The sequence below is a fragment of the Streptomyces sp. MRC013 genome, from assembly GCF_023614235.1.
Lineage (GTDB): Bacteria > Actinomycetota > Actinomycetes > Streptomycetales > Streptomycetaceae > Streptomyces.
The window spans coordinates 2,511,294-2,528,037 of record NZ_CP094264.1 but is presented as its reverse complement, the minus strand read 5'-3'; the positions used below and the strand labels follow the sequence as shown (position 1 = coordinate 2,528,037).

The window sequence follows — 16,744 nt, the reverse complement described above, 5'->3', positions numbered from 1 at the left end:
ACTGTCACATGGGCCTCCACAGGGCCTTGGAAGGGCTCTAGCGGGTAGTGACGGTTGCTGGGGTTGCGGTACTGCGCTGCGGTATCGACCGCGGTTACGGGAGTGCCTTGGGATTAGTGCTGACAAACCCCTTGCCCTCGGGCCAGATCACGGCGCAGTCCTGCGTCTTAGCCAGGGCCAGGAGGTCTTCCCGCGGCTGGGAAGGGAGCAGGATGGCGCGGATGGTGTGATCGACGAACCTGCTGTAGTCCGCGAGCTGCCCGATAGCCATGCGGATGTTCTCGCGTGTGACGCTGCCCTTTGCCTCAACCAGGAGGCCCAGCCCTTTGGCGTGGAGGTCGGTGAAGAGCGGGCGGCTCTCACCAGGGGGCAGGATGCGCTGCCGGCCGGACTGGTGGCCGTTACTGGTCAGGTAGTCGGCGAACGCATTGACCAGGTGGGCTTCCTTGCGGTCGGCCTCGTAGGGCTCCTGGTTCGGGTTGACGAACGTGGTCTCGTTCTCGTTCCGCTCCAAGGGGAGGTCGTCGACCTGGTTGGGCTGCGAGACGAACAGCCTGCCCAGCTTGGTGGAGGGCTCCTGCGGCGTGGTGTCTACCGGGTTTAGCCGGAAGACGATGACCTTACGGAGAGGGCCGTCGTTGGTCTCGGGGGCGTCTGCCGAGTACCAGGGGTTCTCCTGGTCAATGGTGAACTCGCCGCGGTAGGTGACCGTTCCGCGGGCGCCCTGGAAGACGCGCAGCGCGCGTCCTTCAGCCTGGTGGTTCAGGATGCTGGCGTTGCCGGAGATCATCCGCTGGTCCCCGTACTGCCCTTCTCCGCTGTAGTGGAAGCGGCCGTCCGGCATCCAGTCGTCGTAGTAGCCGTGCTTCTCGCCGGCGACGGGGTCCGTGAAGACGAAGACATTGGGCGTCTTGGCTGACGGCCCAATGCCTCCCTGGGTCCGCCCCCCGTACTTGCTGTGCAGCGCCTTGCGTTCGATCTGATCTCCGGGCTTGAGCTGCCATTTCACGGTGTCCCATGCCATCTCGCTCACGGGCCTCCCCCTCGAAGACTGCCGCGCCTCACAGACAAGGCGCAATCATACGTACGATGCGCGCATGGAAATCGTATGTCAAATTCGAGCACCCGATTCCGATGCACGGTCGACCTGTACGACGCTTTACACATAGATGCACCTTTAAGCGCACAAACGCTTCGAACCCCGGCCCAATGTCGTTGACAACCACCGACATCAACAGTCATACCGACAGGTCCTCGCCCCCAAGATGCGGGGCGAGGACCTGTCGGTATGACGAGGGGACTTGGATCAGGCGCTAGCAGTCTCTTCCGCGGAGGACTGCGCAGGGATGGCATCGCTCCCGTGGATGGAAGCGGCGATCTCCGCGAAGAGAAGGGCGCCCGCCGACTCCCAGGCAGTGCGGCCAGCCACGAGCTTGCCAGTCTCAGGGTCGATGAGGTTGCCGGCGAAGATGGTGTCCTCGGGCTTGATGTCGGCCGTCTTGGTGGTTCGGTCGAAGTTGACCTTGTCCAGGGCGTGGACGGCTTCGGAGACACTGGTCTTGCCATCTGCGATGGTCGCGTGAACGGCAAATGCGATCGCATACAGAACGCTGGCGGAAGTGAGGTAGGTGGCCTCACGCAGCTCGGGCACGGTGACGTTGCCGTCGACGACGTCGGCGAAGCGCACCAGTTCACCCAAACCGGTCCAAAAGTCCTTCAGGGCAGCGCGGGCCTTCTCGGGGTCACTCTTGTCCCCTTCGAAGTGCGCGTTGACGGCCTTGTCCATGGTCGCCGGGGACCGATACCCATTGCCAACCAACAGCAGGCCCGACACGTAGCGGACGGTCTTGAAGCTGAACGCCTTAGCCGACAACTTGCCCGGGTTGTCCTTGAAGTACTCAACCCTGTCCTGCAGGAGCGGAACGTCGTCGAAGAGGTCAGCGAGCTCCCGGTTGATGGGCTGGCGACGGTCCATCGACTGACCCATCGAGGCCGTCGGCGCCTTGACGTTGCGCTGGAGGTCCGCGAAGTCCTGGGCGCGGTGCTTGGGGTCGTCTTCGATCACGATGATCAGAGGCTGCCCGGAGGTCCGGAGACGCTCGATCAGGGGGTCGTCTTCGTCGCGGCTCTGCACGATCTTCTCGTAGGCGCCGATGCGGTGCTGACCGTCACCGATGTCGAACTTTGCGCCGATGTCAATGGCGAGCGTACCGACCTGAGCTGCATCGATTTCGGTGGTGACGCCAGGAACGGGGATGGGCTTGAACTCAGCCTCCTTCGAGGTGAGGTACAGAACCGCCGCTCCGAGTACGAACTTTTCCTCGGTCTCGAGGTAGTTGACGATGCCGGCCATGTGGTTGTTGTCGCGGGGGCGGTTGCCATGGGTCGTGGTCTTCACCGGGTCCCACGCCTCCGGCTTGGCAACCATCGAGACGAGGTCAACGGCGGACATCGCGGTAGTCATCATCTGACGACCACCCTGCTTGTAGCCGATGACGGGGATGTGGATCTTGGGCATAGGGGTCCCCTCCTTGCACATGCTGACGCAAGCCCACGGTAGGACTGATTGGGCGTCAGGTGCCGAAGATGACTTTACTACGCACGAATGCAGAATGACAAGCAGTCATTTCTTGCGTAGCAGGCGGAACTTTATGCGTAGCGACCAGGTGGCGCGACATGTGGCGCGGGGTGGCGGAACGATCTCTCCGCAGGTCACACGGTCGCGCCAGTTGCGTGACTTCCGGCGCGTGGATGGTTCGCTCACCCACCACTCACCCCAGCCCCCATCCCGTCCGCCGTCGACCCACACACCGTGGAGCGGGCGTGGTCCAGGGCGTCAAGGTGGAGCGCCCAACTGGACGAACGACCTTGACGCCCTGGGCCGCGTCTGCTCGGCTTTGCCTGGGTCGACGGCGGACGGGATGGAAGCTCCCCCACGCACGCTCCTACGGACCCGCAGTCGGCGACGGTGCCCCCACCATCCCGGTGCCGGCCGATCCCCCGCCGGAGGCATCAGGCTCTGACCGCGCCCGTGCGGACGGTGCTCGACTCATCGCCTTCGGCCCTGTCCACCTGTAGGCGGGCGTCGGCGCAGCCCGCGCGGAGCGGGCCGAAGGCAGGAGCGTCGCGCGGAGCGGAGCCGGGAGCCCGCCCGGCGGAGCGGAGCGCAGCCGGGGCTTGAACCCGTAGAGAAGGTTGTAACTCAGTTGGCCTGGGATGCCGAGTAGGCATCAAAGGACGCTCGGAGTACCGGGGCCTCGGTAGTGGTGAGGTCCTGGGCCCAGCATTCGCACCAGTAGCCGCGGGTGGGGCTGTTCACAAGGTCGCTCCCGTCGGGTGGACCGCGAGGACGTAGCGGGCGCTCTCGTCGTGGAGGGTGAGTTGGTAGCCGGTGCCTGCGGTCAGGTAGGCGAGGGCGCGTTCATGCTCGGTGTCGTCGGTCAGCCAGTGCAGGCCCGGTTGTGCGTGAGGGGCGTCGAGTTGGTCCGTGATGTGGCGTGTGCGCTCCTGTAACCAGCGCAGTGCCAGACGTGGGCTCGCGGCGTCGTGTGATCCCAGTGGGATGGCGCGGACCTCGTGCAGGGGATAGGCGGCGGCCGTGCACCGGTAGGGGAGGAATGGGCCGTCCGCGTTCGATGCGCGGTGGCGTAGGAATTTCAGCATGGGCGGTCTTCCGGGGAGCCGGCTCCGGTGAGGAGTTCCGCGGTGACCGTGTAGCCACCGTGGTTGTCGTGGACGACGACCCGGTGGGCGAGTGCGTTGACCATGCTCAGGCCACGGCCGTGCTCGGCCCGTTCGCCCTGCCGCCGGGCCTTCGGGACCGTACCGGCCCCTCCTTCGTCCGTCACCGACAGGGCCACGACCCGCGGGGAGACGGCGACCGCCAGGTGGAAGCTGCCGGAGTGTGAGCCGCTGGCCGTGTAGAGGACGGCGTTCGCACTCAGTTCGCTCACGATCAGCTCGGCGTCGTCGACTAGGGGAGATCCGCGCAGGATGTCGCGGGTCCAGCGGCGGGCTCGGCTGACCTCTTCGGGGAAACCTGGGCAAGACAGTCCCCAGACCCGGGCCGTACTCGTATACTCGTGCATACAAGTTCCTTCATGCTGGTAGGCCGCCATGTGCAGCGGGTTCGGGCTAGACGAGTTTCACTCCGTCGTGGGCGCGGACGGCCGGCGGGGATATCGCGTCGAGTGCGTCCAGGACGCGGATCGCGTACGCCTCGTCGGCGAGTTCGGTGACTTCCTCACGGGTGGCCCAGCGCAGCGCGCGGGTCTCCTCGCCCGTGGTGGGCGTGCCGTCGGCGGCCTCGCAGCGGAAGACCAGGGAGACAATCAGGCCCGTCATGTTCTTGTAGACGCCGGTCAGGGTCGCGGGAAGCGCGATCTTGATACCGGTCTCTTCCAGGACTTCGCGCTGGAGGGCTTCGGGAATGGTCTCCTCGCGTTCGAGGACTCCGCCCGGGGGCTCCCAGTGGCCGTTGTCGCGGCGCTTGATCAGGAGGGCCCGGCCCTGGTCGTCGACGATGACTCCGGCGACGCTCACGGAATGCGGACGGTCGGTGCTCACGGTCCTCGGCCCTCTCGGCTGGCTAGGCTCTCCACCGTAGCAATAACACTCGCCCACTCGTCTAGATACCTAAAGGAGTACACGTGTCCCCTCTCCGCTCCGGCCTGCTGGGTGCCCTCGACCCCACGAGTGATCGTGCGGTCTTCCGGCAGATCGCCGACCAGTTGCGCGAAGCCATCGACCGCGGCCGTTTCAAGGAGGGCGAGAAGCTGCCCTCGGAAGCCGAGCTCGTGGAGCATTACGGGGTGTCCCGGATGACCGTCCGCAACTCCTTCTCCGTCCTCCAGGGAGAAGGGCTCGTGCACGCCGAACACGGCAAGGGCGTCTTCGTGCGACCCCGGCCGCCCGTGCGACGGCTCGCCTCCGACCGGTTCGCCCGGCGCCACCGGGAGCAGGGCAAGTCCGCGTTCATCGTGGAAGCGGACGCGGCCGGCAGTCACCCCCAGGTCGACAGCCTGGAGGTCAAGGAGGAGAAGGCCGGCCAGGACGTCTCCACCCGGCTCGGGTCCGTGCGCCGTGTGCTCGCCCGTCGCCGGCGCTACCTGCTGGACGGCCGCCCGGTGGAGTTCGCCACCTCGTACCTGCCGCTCGACATCGCACGCGGTACACCGATCGCCGAACCCAACCCGGGACCCGGCGGCATCTACGCCCGCCTTGAGGAACTGGGGCACCGCCTGGACCACTTCGAAGAGGAGATCCGCGCCCGGATGCCCTCGCCGGACGAGGTCAAGACGCTCCGGCTGGCCTCCGGCGTGCCCGTGATCCACCTGATCCGGACCGCGTACGACACGGAGGGGCGACCCGTGGAGGTCTGCGACACGGTCATGGCGGCGGACGCCTACGTCCTGTCGTACCAGCTCCCGGCGACCTGATCGCGTGGGCGGTGGCGGTGCGCGGGGGTGCTTCTCCGAACTCGTACACCCCAACAGGCATACTCGTATAGACGAGTGGGCAAGTTGTGTGGCAAGGTGGTCGTCGTTCCCGGAGATCGGGTTCGAAGGTCACATCTTGTATAGACGAGTAGATGGGGAGAAGTCTTGCGTACCATCCGCGTGGAGACCTCGGCCGCGACGATCCTGCTGACCGAGGCTCCCGAGCCCAAGGTTCGCGACCGCCAGACGGGCGAGGTCGCCAAGGACGCCGTGAGCGGTGAGGCGCTGATGACGGTCGGCGTCGTCTACATCGAGGACGGGGAATCGTCGCTGCTCAAGGTCACGGTCCCGGAGAGCGGCGTTTCCGAGGGACTGGTCCTCGGCTCGCCGGTCTCGCTGCCGGGACTGGTGGCCCGCCCGTGGGAGAGCGTCTTCAACGGGCAGCAGCGGCACGGCATCGCCTTCCGTGCCGCCGCCGTCACCCCGGCCGCGTTCCCGGCCGCCGTGGGGGCCGCCTGATGACGGACCTGGCGACGCTCCTGGAGGTGGGTGGCCCCCTCGCCACGCTCGGTGGTGGGGCCGCCTACGCCCGGGCCAAGCATCCGGCGGTCTACTGGTCCGCGGTCGGCCTGCCGGTCTCCACGGTCCGGCTGCTCGGCTCGTACGGCTCGGTCATGGAGGCGTGCGGTCTGACCGTGGCGCCCTCCCGGCTGCGGGTCCTGGCGGTCAAGGCCGCCACTCGCCGTGAGGTCCGGCCCGTGCCGCCCCGCCGGGGCATGATCCGGCCCACCTCGACCGGATTACGGCTCCGGCTGCGGCTCGCTCCGGGGCAGGAGCCGGCGGACGTGGCGGCCTCGGCCGAACGGCTGCGGCACGCCTGGGGGGTGCACGCCGTGTACGTCAGGACGGTCAAGCCGGGTGTCATCGAACTCCGGCTCGTCGGCTTCGACGTGCTGCGGCGGGTTCGGATGCCCCGCAAGGTCGACGCCGGGCTGTTGAAAGTGCCCGTCGCGCTGCGTGAGGACGCGACCCCCTTCGTACGCGACTACCGGACCATCCCGCACCAACTCACCCTCGGTGCGACGCTGTCCGGAAAGTCCATGTACCTGCGGCACCTCGTCGCCGGCCTCGCCCGTCAGCCGGTTGCCCTGGTCGGCATCGACTGCAAGCGGGGCGTGGAGCTGGCGCCGTTCGCCGCCCGACTGTCGGCTCTCGCGACCGACCCAGAACAGGCGGCCGAGCTGCTGCCCGTGCTCGTGAGGGAAATGGAGGACCGGTACGACCTGATCAAGGCCCGGCAGGGCATCGCACCCGACACCCCGGCGGAGGAGATCACCTCCGACGTCTGGGGCCTGCCGGAGAACGAACGGCCCACACCGATCGTGCTGTTCGTGGACGAGGTGGCGGAACTCTTCCTCGTCGCCACGAAGAAGGACGAGGAACGCCGGGACGAGATGGTCACCCAGCTCATCCGTCTCGCTCAGCTCGGTCGGGCCGCCGGCATCTACCTGGAGGTGTGCGGGCAGCGCTTCGGCGCCGAGCTGGGCAAGGGGGCGACCATGCTGCGGGCCCAGTTGACCGGCCGCGTCTGCCACCGCGTCAACGACGAAGCCTCCGCCAAGATGGCGCTCGGCGACATTGCCCCCGAAGCGGTCATGGCCGCCTGCGCCATCGCACCCGAACGGCCGGGCCTGGCCGTGGCCGGTGACACCTCCGGCGGCTGGTCCCGCATCCGCACCCCGTACCTCTCCCTCGGAGAGGCCGCCGACATCTGCCGCAAGGCGGCGCACTTGGCGCCCGACCTGCCCGCGCTCAAGCCCTTCCGGCCCGACATGCCCGTACGGCCGGTCGAACCCCCGGCTCCGGTCGTCCAACCGCGTCCGGCGACCGGCTGATCGTCCCCTTCCCGACCCGGTCGGCGTGACCGTCTCACGCCACGTCCCTACCCCTCCCATGCCCGAATCCGAAAAGGAGCCGCCGCATGCGCGTCCACCTGGCCCGCGTCGACGCGGTGCTCGTCCAAGCGGTCATCGCCGCCGCGCTGTCCTTCGCCCACCTGCACGACCTCGCCTCGGCGGCCGGGCAGGACGGGTGGAAGGCATGGGCCTACCCCGTATCGGTCGACCTGCTGCTCGTCGCCGCCTGGCGCCGGCTGCGGACCGGCGACGCGAAAGCGGCCGGGTGGTGCTGGTTCGTGATCGCGCTCGCCGCCTCCCTCGGCGCGAACGTCGCCACCGCCGGCCTGCTCGACATGGACCAGGTCCCCGCCTGGCTGCGCATCCTCGTCGCGGGCTGGCCCGCGGTCGCCTTCCTCGGCGGAACCCTCCTCGCCCACTCCCCGCCGCCGACGGCGGACAAGGAAACCGAGTCCGCCCAGCGCAACGAGGGCACCGAGGACCAGGAGGACGGCCCCGAACCCCCGCCCGAGGAACCGTCCACCCGGCCCGCCGCCGTGGAAGCACCACCCGCGCGGCCCGCCGTGGCCGTCCCGGCCGCCCTGGTCGAGCACGCCCGCAAGGTCGCCGCCGAGCACCGCACCCGTACCGGAGCACCCATCGACACCTCGACCCTGCGCGCCCGCCTCGGCGTCCCCGCGCCCCTGGCCGAAGCCATCGCCGCCCACCTCTGAGAGGAGACCCGCATGACCGCCCGTCGCCGCTTTCGCTCCGTCATCCGCATCGGCCCGGTACAGGTCGGCACCTACTACGACGGCCGCGGCCGGGAGAAGCACGCCGCCGCCTGCACGGCTCCGCGCTGCGGCTTCTCCGCCGACTACGACAGCCGTGCCGCCGCCGAGCTGGCCGCCCGTACCCACCGCTGCCCCGTCCGCTGAAGGGACCCGCACACCGTGACCATCAGCCTGCCGCTCGTCGTCCTCGGCTTCTTCGCCTGGGGAGCGGTCAAGTTCCTCGGCGTCCGTACGTGGATCGTCGTCGTGATCGCCCTCTTCGGCTTCTGGTTGTCGCAGACCTTCATGGCCCCGGCCATCGAGTCCGGCACGCGCTCCGGCGTGGACATCATCAACGGCTCACATGACTAGACGAGTAGGTAAGGAGAGCTTCGCCGTGTTCCTGCCCAAGTACCCCGACAGCCCCACCCCGCCGCCCGCGCACACCCCCACCGCGGCCGACCGGGCGCCCGACCGGCGTCCGGCCCCGCAGGTCTCCGTCAGCACCGGAGCGGTCGCGGCCGTCCTCGTCGGCGGCGTCGTGCTGACCGCGCTCCTGGCGGCCGTCGCCGTCACGGCCGTCTCCGTGGCCGTCGCCGCCGCGGTCCTGCGCTCGCTGCTGCGCGACCAGTACCGCCGTTGACGCACCGGACCCCGGGGCGGCCTCGATACCGCCAAGCATCCGCCACCCCGGGGCCCTCTCCCTCCAGCCGAACCAGAAGGAGAAAGCCATCATCACCCGCGCCACTCCGCCTCCGCTCCGCGAACTCGGCGAACTGGCCGCCCTCGGCACCATGCCCGCGCTCCTGCGCCAACTCGCCGGCCTCGGCGGCTGTACGCACCCGATCCGCCTCGACGGCCACCGCACCGAGTACGACGTGAACACCCGTACCGGTGAGATCGGCCGCGTCCTGCGCCACCTCGACTCGTCGGCCCTCCCGGCCGGACAGCTCCTCGTGCGCTGCAACAACCGGCGTACGACCCGCTGCGCGGCCTGCGCCGAGGTCTACCGCCGCGACACCTTCCACCTGATCACCGCCGGGCTGCGCGGCGGCAAGGGCGTCCCCGAGCAGGTCGCCACCCATCCGCGGGTCTTCGCCACCTTCACCGCTCCCGGCTTCGGCCCGGTCCACAACCGCCCCACCGGCCCGGCCGGCACGATCCGCCCCTGCCGCTGCGGCACCCGCCACGACGACCAGGACCCGGCCCTGGGCACGCCCCTCGACCCGGACACCTACGACTACGAAGCCGCCGTGCTGTGGAACGCGCACGCCGGTCCGCTGTGGCGGCGCTTCTCCATCTACCTGCGCCGGGAGGTCGCCAAGCGCGCCGGCCTCACCCAACGGGCCTTCCGCGAACACGCCCGCGTGTCCTTCGCCAAGGTCGCCGAGTACCAAAAGCGCGGCGCCGTCCACTTCCACGCCGTCATCCGCATCGACGGCCCCGACGGCGGCGACACCCCGCCCCCGCCCTGGGCCACCGCCGAGCTGCTGACCGACGCCATCCGGGCCGCCGCCACCGCCGCCCGCGTGGACGGGCCGGTCATCGACGGCCGCGCCCACACCTTCGCCTTCGGCCGCCAACTCGACATCCGTACGATCCGCTCGGCCGACTTCGACGGCGGCCGGGAACTGACCGAACGGGCTGTCGCCGCCTACATCGCCAAGTACGCCACCAAGGGCGCCGAGACCGCGACGGGCGCCCTCGACCGGCCGCTGAAGTTCGCCGCCGAACTCGCCCAACTCGACATCAACGACCACGCCCGCCGCCTCATCCGCACCGCCTGGACCCTCGGCGCCCACAAAGACCTGCAACACCTCCGCCTGCGCGCCTGGGCCCACATGCTCGGCTTCCGCGGCCACTTCTCCACCAAGTCCCGCCGCTACTCCACCACCCTCGGCGCCCTCCGCGACGCCCGCGCCGCATGGCGCCGCGCACAGGCGCTCGCCTCCCTCCCCGACGGACAACGCCCGGCCGGTGACGACCCGGACGGCCAGGAGGAGACGACATACGTCCTCGCGCACTGGGCCTACGCCGGTACCGGCCTCAGCCCCGCCGAAGAGTGGCTTTCCGCGTCCCTCGCCCGGGACCTCCAGCCCAACAGCGAAACCGCCCGTGAAGCCCTGTACGCCATGAAAGGAGACCGGTCGTGAGTGACGTCCTCCTGACCGTCGAGCAGGCCGCCGAACGCCTTGGCACCACCGCCCGCTTCCCCCGGCGGCTCATCGCGGAACGCCGGATCGCCTTCGTGAAGGTCGGCCGCCACGTCCGCATACCGGCGCGGGTCCTGGAGGCGTACATCGAGGGCAACACCGTCCAGCCGATCCGCCGCCGGCGCTCCCGCTACGGAAGGGCGGCCTGATGGGGAACAAGAAGGGCACCCGGCGTCGGTTCGGTGCCGTACGTCAGTACCGCTCCGGTCGCTGGACCGCGAGCTACCAGGGGCCGGACGGGCAGGAATTCCGTTCGCCCGAGACGTTCGCGACCAAGCGGGACGCGGAGGTCTGGCTCTCACAGATCGAAGCCGACCTGTCGCGCGGGAACTGGCAGGACCCGGACGCGGGCGCCGTGAACTTCAAGGAGTACGCCCTCCAGTGGGTCGACGAACGCGGGCTCGCCGCCACGACCGACGAGCTGTACCGGCGCCTCCTCCGGCTGCACCTCCTCCCCGCCTTCGAGGACCTGGACCTCGACGAGATCACCGCCCCGCGTGTCCGCACCTGGCGGACCGAACGCCTCAAGGCCACGGGTGCCACGACCGTTGCCAAGGCGTACCGGCTCCTGAAGGCCATCATGGAAACCGCCGTCGACGACGAGCTGATCCGCCGGAACCCGTGCCGCATCCGGGGCGCGGGCAAGGAGGCCGCCGCCGAACGGCAGATCGCCACCGTCGACCAGGTCGACGCGCTCGCCGACGCCGTCGGGCCCCGCTGGCGGCTGATGGTCTTCCTCGGGGCCTACGGGCCCATGCGCCCGGAGGAACAGGCCGAGCTGCGCCGCAAGGACGTCGACCTGGACGCCATGACCATCTGGGTACGCCGTGCCGCGCCCGAGCTGACCACCGGCAAGCGTGCGGAAGGGCCCACCAAGTCCGAAGCCGGAAGGCGGGTCGTCGTCCTGCCGGCCTTCCTCCGGACCGACCTCCGGCGCCATCTCGACTGGTACGCGGAGAAGGGGCCGGAGGGGCTGCTGTTCGTGGGGGAGAAGGGCAAGCCGTTCCGCCGCTCGACCTTCGGGCGCACGTGGCGCCGGGCTCGTGCCGCGGCCGGCCTCCCGGAGGGCTTCCGGTTCTACGACCTTCGCCACACCGGGCACACCCTCGCGACCCGTTCGGGCGCCACGCTCAAGGACACGATGGTCCGCGCGGGGCAGTCGTCGGAGAAGGCCGCGTTGATCTACCAGCACTCGGACTTGACCCGGCAGCAGGAAGTGGCGAGCGGCCTCGATCAGCTCGTGCGGGCCGCCCGCCGGAAGGGCGCCGACCCGTCATCTGGTGCGGATCTGGTGCGCGACGCCTAGCGTGGTCCAGACAACAGACAAGGCCCTGGTCTCTGACCAGGGCCTTCGCTATGGAGCGGGTGACGGGAATCGAACCCGCGCTCTGAGCTTGGGAAGCTCATGTTCTACCATTAAACTACACCCGCAGAGCGGCCGTTGGTGCGAGCCGCATCGTCGCTCACTGTACCCCATTTGCAGCCTCCGGTGTGGCGTGCCGTGGGTTCTCGTGTGCCGGGCGGGGGGCCGGCGGTTTCGGGTGGGGAGTCGGGGCATAGGGTGAGGGCCGGGGTGCCGCGTGGAGTGGTGTCCCGTTGATCCCCTAATGTGGCTGTCTCGTCCACCGCTTGTTGGGGAAAGGGCTTGATGGACTCCATGGAGCGAACCGTCGTCCGGTGTGCCGAGGGGCACGTGTTCAGCACCGCGACGTTCCCGATGCAGAACCTCGGTACCGGGCGGATCGGGCCCGGGCGGCTCATCCGCTGCCCCCGGTGCGCGCGGCTGCGGCACGCCGTGCCGGTGGGGGCGGCCGAGCGGGCCTAGCGGCCCGTACGACTCCGTCGCCGCTGGTGGGAAGCGCGCGGGTGTCCGTCCGGTTGGGGCGGCCCCGCGCGCTCTGCGTATCCTCGGGACGTGCTTCTCTCAGACAAGGACATCCGGGCCGAGATCGAATCCGGGCGGGTGCGGATCGACCCGTACGACGGATCCATGGTGCAGCCCTCGAGCATCGACGTGCGGCTCGACCGCTACTTCCGGGTGTTCGAGAACCACCGCCACCCCCACATCGACCCCGCCGTCGAGCAGACCGACCTCACCCGGCTGGTGGAGCCGGACGGGGACGAGGCGTTCATCCTCCACCCCGGCGAGTTCGTGCTCGCCTCGACGTACGAGGTCATCTCCCTGCCCGACGACATCGCCTCCCGGCTGGAGGGGAAGAGTTCCCTCGGGCGGCTCGGGCTCGTCACCCACTCGACCGCGGGTTTCATCGACCCCGGGTTCTCCGGGCATGTCACCCTGGAACTGTCGAACCTCGCGACCCTGCCGATCAAGCTGTGGCCGGGGATGAAGATCGGCCAGCTGTGCATGTTCCGGCTCAGCTCGCCGGCCGAGTTCCCGTACGGCAGCGAGCGGTACGGGTCCCGCTACCAGGGGCAGCGCGGCCCCACGGCCTCGCGGTCCTTCCAGAACTTCCATCGAACGCAGGTGTGAGCATGAGCGGTGCGCGGGAGGACCTCACGTACGAAGGGTTCGGGCGTGCGGTGCGCGACCTCGCCCGCACCATCGCGGACGACGGTTACGAGCCCGACGTGGTGCTCTCCATCGCCCGCGGCGGCGTCTTCGTGGCCGGCGGGCTCGCCTACGCGCTGGACTGCAAGAACATCCACCTCGTGAACGTGGAGTTCTACACGGGCGTCGGCACCACGCTGGAGATGCCGGTGATGCTCGCGCCCGTCCCCGACGTGATCGACTTCGGCGACAAGCGGGTCCTGATCGCGGACGACGTCGCCGACACCGGCAAGACCCTGAAGCTCGTCCACGACTTCTGCCTCGGACACGTCGCCGAGGTCCGGTCCGCCGTCATCTACGAGAAGCCCCACTCCCTCGTCAAGTGCGAGTACGTCTGGAAGCGCACCGACGACTGGATCAACTTCCCCTGGAGCGCCGAGGGGCCCGTCGTCCGACGCTCCGGGCAGGTCCTCGACGCCTGAGGGCGGAAGACCGCGAGGGGGAGGGGCCGCCGGCCCCTCCCCCTCGCGGTGGTTCCCGCGGTGTCCCCGGGGCTCCTACAGCGTCCCCAGTTTGACCAGCGACAGCAGTGCCACCAGCTGGATCGCCGACGCGCCCAGGGCCTTCGGCCACGGCAGGTCGTGGGACTTGCTCACCATGGCCGTGAACAGCGCGCCCGCCGCCAGCCACGACAGCCAGCCGATCACCTGCACCAGGCCGTTCTCACCGCCCAGGAACATGGCGAACAGCAGGCGCGGGGCGTCCGTCAACGACATGATCAGCATCGACAGGCCCACCGTCGGCTGCCACGCCCCGCTGCCGCCGAGCTGGCGGGCCAGGGTGTGCGTCACCGCGCCGAGGATCAGCCCGCCCACGACGAACATGACACCGGTGATCAGGACGGCCGGCACCGCGGTCGACATGGTCGAGTTGATCGTCTCCTCGCGGGCCTTGTCGAAGCCGAACAGCGCCAGCAGGCCGTACACGAAGGTGACCGTCAGGGCCGGCAGCCAGACCGCGTGGTCCCGCGTCCGCCAGAACGTCGGGCCGGGGCGCGTCACGATGCCGGTCAGGAGCTGCTGCCACGGCAGGCGCGGCCCGGAGGGGGCGGCGGGGTCCGCCCGGTGGGCGTCCGGCGGCCCGTAGGGGTCCTCGTGGACGCTGAACACCTGGGTGTGGCCCGGGGTGTTCGCGGTGTGCGCGTGGGGGGCGTACGCCTGTTGGGGATGGGGCGGGTGGTGTGGGTGCGGCGCGGCCTGCTGGTGGGGGTCGCCGAAGTACTCGGGCTCGCCGTGCGTGCGGCCGTCCCTCGCCCACTGCTGCGGCGGGGCGTACGGCGGCGCGTCGCCGCCGCCGTACGGCCCCTGCCGCGGGTGCGGGGGCTGCTGCCCTTGTTGGTGCGGGGTGCGGTTGTCCCGGCCGCGTCCGATCCTGAATCCAGCCACGCCTACGAACGTACCCGGTTCCGCCCGTACGGGCGTATCCGTGCGCGGGGCGGGCCCTCTTTGCTGCCGAGCTGTGACATGCACCGGGGCCCGGCGGCGGAACGGCCGGGTCCGTCCCCTCGGGGCGGACCCGGCCGTCCTCCCATCGGCGGTACCGGGGGCCGGGGCTACTTCGCCGGTTCCGGCTCCGGGGCCGCGTCGGACGCCGGGGCCTCGGGCGCCGGGGTCCTCACCGACTCCAGGAGGAGCTGCGCCACGTCCACGACCTGGAGCGACTCCTTGGCCTGGCCGTCGTTCTTCTTGCCGTTCACCGAGTCCGTCAGCATGACCAGGCAGAACGGGCAGGCGGTGGACACGATGTCCGGGTTGAGCGACAGGGCCTCGTCGACGCGCTCGGTGTTGATGCGCTTGCCGATGCGCTCCTCCATCCACATCCGCGCGCCGCCGGCGCCGCAGCAGAAACCGCGCTCCTTGTGGCGGTGCATCTCCTGCTGGCGCAGGCCGGGGACGGCGGACATGATCTCGCGCGGCGGCGTGTAGACCTTGTTGTGCCGTCCCAGGTAGCACGGGTCGTGGTAGGTGATCAGACCGTCGACCGGGGTCACCGGGGTGAGCCTGCCCTCGTCGACGAGGTGCTGGAGCAGCTGCGTGTGGTGGATGACCTCGAAGTCGCCGCCCAGCTGGGGGTACTCGTTCGCGATCGTGTTGAAGCAGTGCGGGCAGGTGGCGACGATCTTCTTCGACGACCTGGGCTTCTTCGTCGACGGCTCGTCCTCGTCCTCGCCGAACGCCATGTTCAGCATCGCGACGTTCTCCTGGCCGAGCTGCTGGAACAGCGGCTCGTTGCCCAGGCGGCGGGCGGAGTCGCCGGTGCACTTCTCGTCGCCGCCCATGATCGCGAACTTGACGCCCGCCATGTGCAGCAGCTCCGCGAAGGCCTTGGTGGTCTTCTTGGCGCGGTCCTCCAGGGCGCCGGCGCAGCCGACCCAGTACAGGTAGTCGACCTCGGAGAGGTCCTCGACGTCCTTGCCGACGATCGGGACCTCGAAGTCGACCTCCTTGGTCCACTCGACGCGCTGCTTCTTCGCCAGGCCCCAGGGGTTGCCCTTCTTCTCCAGGTTCTTGAGCATCGTGCCCGCCTCGGACGGGAACGCGGACTCGATCATCACCTGGTAGCGGCGCATGTCGACGATGTGGTCGACGTGCTCGATGTCGACGGGGCACTGCTCGACGCAGGCGCCGCAGGTGGTGCAGGACCACAGGACGTCGGGGTCGATGACGCCGTTCTCCTCGGCGGTGCCGATCAGCGGGCGCTCGGCCTCGGCGAGGGCGGAGGCGGGGACGTCCTCCAGGGCCTCGGCGGACGCCTTCTCCTCGCCCTCCATGGTCTTGCCGCCGCCGGCGAGCAGGTACGGCGCCTTGGCGTGCGCGTGGTCGCGCAGCGACATGATCAGCAGCTTCGGGGAGAGCGGCTTGCCCGTGTTCCAGGCGGGGCACTGCGACTGGCAGCGGCCGCACTCGGTGCAGGTGGAGAAGTCGAGGATGCCCTTCCAGGTGAAGTGCTCGACCTGGGAGACGCCGAAGACGGTCTCCTCGGCGCCCTCCTCGTCGTCGAAGACGGTCTCGAAGTCGATCTCCTTGCCGCCGGACGTCATCGGCAGCAGGGCGCCCAGCGCGGTCTCGCCGGTGGCGTTGCGCTTGAACCAGATGTTGGGGAAGCCGAGGAAGCGGTGCCAGGCGATGCCCATGTTGGTGTTGAGCGAGACCGTGATCATCCAGATCAGGGAGACACTGATCTTCACCATGGCGGCGAGGTAGACCAGGTTCTGCAGGGTGCCGGTGCTCAGCCCGTCGAAGGCGAGGACGAGCGGGTACGACACGAAGTAGGCCGGGTCGTAGGAGTCGACGTGGTGCAGCGCGCCCTCGAGGCCGCGCAGGACCAGGATGACCAGGCCGATGGTGAGGATGACGTACTCGACGAAGTACGCCTGCCACGCCTTGGAGCCGGCGAAGCGCGACTTGCGGCCGGGCCGGGACGGCAGGCTCAGCAGCCGGATCACGATTAGGACGGCGATGCCGAGGACCGTCAGCAGGCCGATCAGCTCGGTGTACATCTCGAACGGCAGGAAGCCGCCGATGACCGGCAGGGTCCAGTCGGCCCTGAAGAGCTGCCCGTACGCCTGCGCCAGCGTGGGCGGCAGGGTGAGGAAGCCGACCGCGACGAACCAGTGCGCGAAGCCGACGATCCCCCAGCGGTTCATCCGGGTGTGGCCGAGGAACTCCCGGACCACGGTGGCGGTGCGGGCCTTCCAGTCGTCGGTGCGGCTGCCGGCCGGCACGGGCTGGCCGATCCGGACGAACCGGTAGATGTGCGCGATCGCTCGGGCAAAGAGCGCAACGCCGACCACGGTCAGGGTCAGCGACACAATGATCGCGGCGAGTTGCATGGGGGCTCCTCGGGCCTGCGAGGT

At 69.5% G+C, this 16,744-nt stretch carries 20 protein-coding genes and 1 tRNA gene; 13 read left to right on the top strand and 8 right to left on the bottom strand.

Going from position 1 to position 16,744, the window contains the following annotated elements:
* Positions 1–94: 94 nt before the first annotated feature.
* From LUW75_RS11600 to LUW75_RS11580, 5 genes are all read right to left on the bottom strand, one after another.
* A complete protein-coding gene (locus LUW75_RS11600; protein WP_250337631.1) occupies positions 95–1,024 on the bottom strand; it encodes a restriction endonuclease in 930 nt (309 codons plus the stop codon).
* Positions 1,025–1,306: 282 nt separating this feature from the next.
* Complete coding sequence (locus tag LUW75_RS11595) at positions 1,307–2,518, bottom strand: DNA sulfur modification protein DndB (protein ID WP_250335546.1); 1,212 nt, start codon at positions 2,516–2,518, stop codon at positions 1,307–1,309.
* Positions 2,519–3,315: 797 nt separating this feature from the next.
* Positions 3,316–3,663, bottom strand: a complete 348-nt coding sequence (locus LUW75_RS11590) for a hypothetical protein (RefSeq protein WP_250335545.1) — start codon at positions 3,661–3,663, stop codon at positions 3,316–3,318.
* The gene (locus LUW75_RS11585; RefSeq protein WP_250335544.1) at positions 3,657–4,088 is read right to left on the bottom strand and encodes an ATP-binding protein; all 432 of its coding nucleotides are present in this window, start codon (positions 4,086–4,088) and stop codon (positions 3,657–3,659) included. The genes LUW75_RS11590 and LUW75_RS11585 overlap by 7 nt, the downstream gene beginning before the upstream one ends.
* A gap of 46 nt (positions 4,089–4,134) precedes the next feature.
* Entirely contained in the window at positions 4,135–4,542 is a 408-nt protein-coding gene (locus LUW75_RS11580; protein WP_029553586.1) for an NUDIX hydrolase, read from the bottom strand.
* Positions 4,543–4,649: 107 nt separating this feature from the next.
* Between LUW75_RS11580 and LUW75_RS11575 the strand changes: the two genes are divergently transcribed.
* The 10 genes from LUW75_RS11575 to LUW75_RS11530 all read left to right on the top strand — a co-directional run bounded on the left by LUW75_RS11575 (position 4,650) and on the right by LUW75_RS11530 (position 11,625).
* Positions 4,650–5,438, top strand: coding sequence for a GntR family transcriptional regulator (locus LUW75_RS11575; protein WP_010471713.1), 789 nt, complete (start codon positions 4,650–4,652; stop codon positions 5,436–5,438).
* 165 nt (positions 5,439–5,603) lie between these two features.
* Complete coding sequence (locus tag LUW75_RS11570; RefSeq protein WP_168437105.1) at positions 5,604–5,957, top strand: SCO3933 family regulatory protein; 354 nt, start codon at positions 5,604–5,606, stop codon at positions 5,955–5,957.
* On the top strand, positions 5,957–7,333 hold the full coding sequence (locus LUW75_RS11565; protein WP_250335543.1) for an FtsK/SpoIIIE domain-containing protein: 1,377 nt from the start codon (positions 5,957–5,959) through the stop codon (positions 7,331–7,333). Before LUW75_RS11570 ends, LUW75_RS11565 begins: the two co-directional genes overlap by 1 nt.
* An 86-nt stretch (positions 7,334–7,419) precedes the next feature.
* Positions 7,420–8,067 carry a DUF2637 domain-containing protein gene (locus LUW75_RS11560; RefSeq protein WP_250335542.1) on the top strand — a complete coding sequence of 216 codons (648 nt, stop codon included), beginning with the start codon at positions 7,420–7,422 and terminating at the stop codon, positions 8,065–8,067.
* A 12-nt stretch (positions 8,068–8,079) separates the two neighbouring features.
* The gene (locus LUW75_RS11555; RefSeq protein ID WP_010471718.1) at positions 8,080–8,271 is read left to right on the top strand and encodes a mobile element transfer protein; all 192 of its coding nucleotides are present in this window, start codon (positions 8,080–8,082) and stop codon (positions 8,269–8,271) included.
* Positions 8,272–8,286: 15 nt separating this feature from the next.
* A complete protein-coding gene (locus LUW75_RS11550; RefSeq protein ID WP_250335541.1) occupies positions 8,287–8,478 on the top strand; it encodes a hypothetical protein in 192 nt (63 codons plus the stop codon).
* A gap of 25 nt (positions 8,479–8,503) precedes the next feature.
* Complete coding sequence (locus LUW75_RS11545; RefSeq protein ID WP_250337630.1) at positions 8,504–8,749, top strand: SpdD protein; 246 nt, start codon at positions 8,504–8,506, stop codon at positions 8,747–8,749.
* Between the two features lie 151 nt (positions 8,750–8,900).
* Positions 8,901–10,259, top strand: coding sequence for a replication initiator (locus LUW75_RS11540; RefSeq protein WP_250335540.1), 1,359 nt, complete (start codon positions 8,901–8,903; stop codon positions 10,257–10,259).
* Positions 10,256–10,468, top strand: a complete 213-nt coding sequence (locus LUW75_RS11535; RefSeq protein WP_250335539.1) for an excisionase family DNA-binding protein — start codon at positions 10,256–10,258, stop codon at positions 10,466–10,468. The genes LUW75_RS11540 and LUW75_RS11535 overlap by 4 nt, the downstream gene beginning before the upstream one ends.
* Positions 10,468–11,625: a tyrosine-type recombinase/integrase gene (locus tag LUW75_RS11530; RefSeq protein WP_250335538.1), complete on the top strand. Its 1,158-nt coding sequence runs from the start codon at positions 10,468–10,470 to the stop codon at positions 11,623–11,625. Before LUW75_RS11535 ends, LUW75_RS11530 begins: the two co-directional genes overlap by 1 nt.
* Positions 11,626–11,676: 51 nt before the next feature.
* Here the strand turns inward: LUW75_RS11530 and LUW75_RS11525 are convergent.
* Positions 11,677–11,750, bottom strand: a tRNA-Gly gene (locus LUW75_RS11525).
* A gap of 217 nt (positions 11,751–11,967) precedes the next feature.
* Here LUW75_RS11525 and LUW75_RS11520 point away from each other — a divergent pair.
* The 3 genes from LUW75_RS11520 to LUW75_RS11510 all read left to right on the top strand — a co-directional run bounded on the left by LUW75_RS11520 (position 11,968) and on the right by LUW75_RS11510 (position 13,310).
* The gene (locus tag LUW75_RS11520; protein ID WP_168437098.1) at positions 11,968–12,144 is read left to right on the top strand and encodes a hypothetical protein; all 177 of its coding nucleotides are present in this window, start codon (positions 11,968–11,970) and stop codon (positions 12,142–12,144) included.
* 90 nt (positions 12,145–12,234) lie between these two features.
* Positions 12,235–12,810, top strand: a complete 576-nt coding sequence (gene dcd, locus LUW75_RS11515) for a dCTP deaminase (RefSeq protein ID WP_250335537.1) — start codon at positions 12,235–12,237, stop codon at positions 12,808–12,810.
* A 2-nt stretch (positions 12,811–12,812) separates the two neighbouring features.
* Positions 12,813–13,310, top strand: coding sequence for a phosphoribosyltransferase (locus LUW75_RS11510; protein ID WP_250335536.1), 498 nt, complete (start codon positions 12,813–12,815; stop codon positions 13,308–13,310).
* 75 nt (positions 13,311–13,385) lie between these two features.
* On the opposite strand, the gene LUW75_RS11505 is transcribed toward LUW75_RS11510, so the two are convergent.
* Both LUW75_RS11505 and LUW75_RS11500 read right to left on the bottom strand, forming a co-directional pair.
* Positions 13,386–14,273, bottom strand: coding sequence for a Yip1 family protein (locus tag LUW75_RS11505; protein ID WP_250335535.1), 888 nt, complete (start codon positions 14,271–14,273; stop codon positions 13,386–13,388).
* Between the two features lie 167 nt (positions 14,274–14,440).
* Positions 14,441–16,720, bottom strand: coding sequence for a (Fe-S)-binding protein (locus tag LUW75_RS11500; protein ID WP_250335534.1), 2,280 nt, complete (start codon positions 16,718–16,720; stop codon positions 14,441–14,443).
* Positions 16,721–16,744: the final 24 nt, after the last annotated feature.

Coding starts and splice junctions, on each gene's coding strand:
- LUW75_RS11555 (WP_010471718.1), top strand. CDS start 8,080: ATGACCGCCCGTCGCCGCTTTCGCTCCGTCATCCGCATCGGCCCGGTA.
- LUW75_RS11585 (WP_250335544.1), bottom strand. CDS start 4,088: ATGCACGAGTATACGAGTACGGCCCGGGTCTGGGGACTGTCTTGCCCA.
- LUW75_RS11530 (WP_250335538.1), top strand. CDS start 10,468: ATGGGGAACAAGAAGGGCACCCGGCGTCGGTTCGGTGCCGTACGTCAG.
- LUW75_RS11600 (WP_250337631.1), bottom strand. CDS start 1,024: ATGGCATGGGACACCGTGAAATGGCAGCTCAAGCCCGGAGATCAGATC.
- LUW75_RS11520 (WP_168437098.1), top strand. CDS start 11,968: ATGGACTCCATGGAGCGAACCGTCGTCCGGTGTGCCGAGGGGCACGTG.
- LUW75_RS11595 (WP_250335546.1), bottom strand. CDS start 2,518: ATGCCCAAGATCCACATCCCCGTCATCGGCTACAAGCAGGGTGGTCGT.
- LUW75_RS11565 (WP_250335543.1), top strand. CDS start 5,957: ATGACGGACCTGGCGACGCTCCTGGAGGTGGGTGGCCCCCTCGCCACG.
- LUW75_RS11560 (WP_250335542.1), top strand. CDS start 7,420: ATGCGCGTCCACCTGGCCCGCGTCGACGCGGTGCTCGTCCAAGCGGTC.
- LUW75_RS11500 (WP_250335534.1), bottom strand. CDS start 16,720: ATGCAACTCGCCGCGATCATTGTGTCGCTGACCCTGACCGTGGTCGGC.
- LUW75_RS11510 (WP_250335536.1), top strand. CDS start 12,813: ATGAGCGGTGCGCGGGAGGACCTCACGTACGAAGGGTTCGGGCGTGCG.
- LUW75_RS11540 (WP_250335540.1), top strand. CDS start 8,901: ATGCCCGCGCTCCTGCGCCAACTCGCCGGCCTCGGCGGCTGTACGCAC.
- LUW75_RS11590 (WP_250335545.1), bottom strand. CDS start 3,663: ATGCTGAAATTCCTACGCCACCGCGCATCGAACGCGGACGGCCCATTC.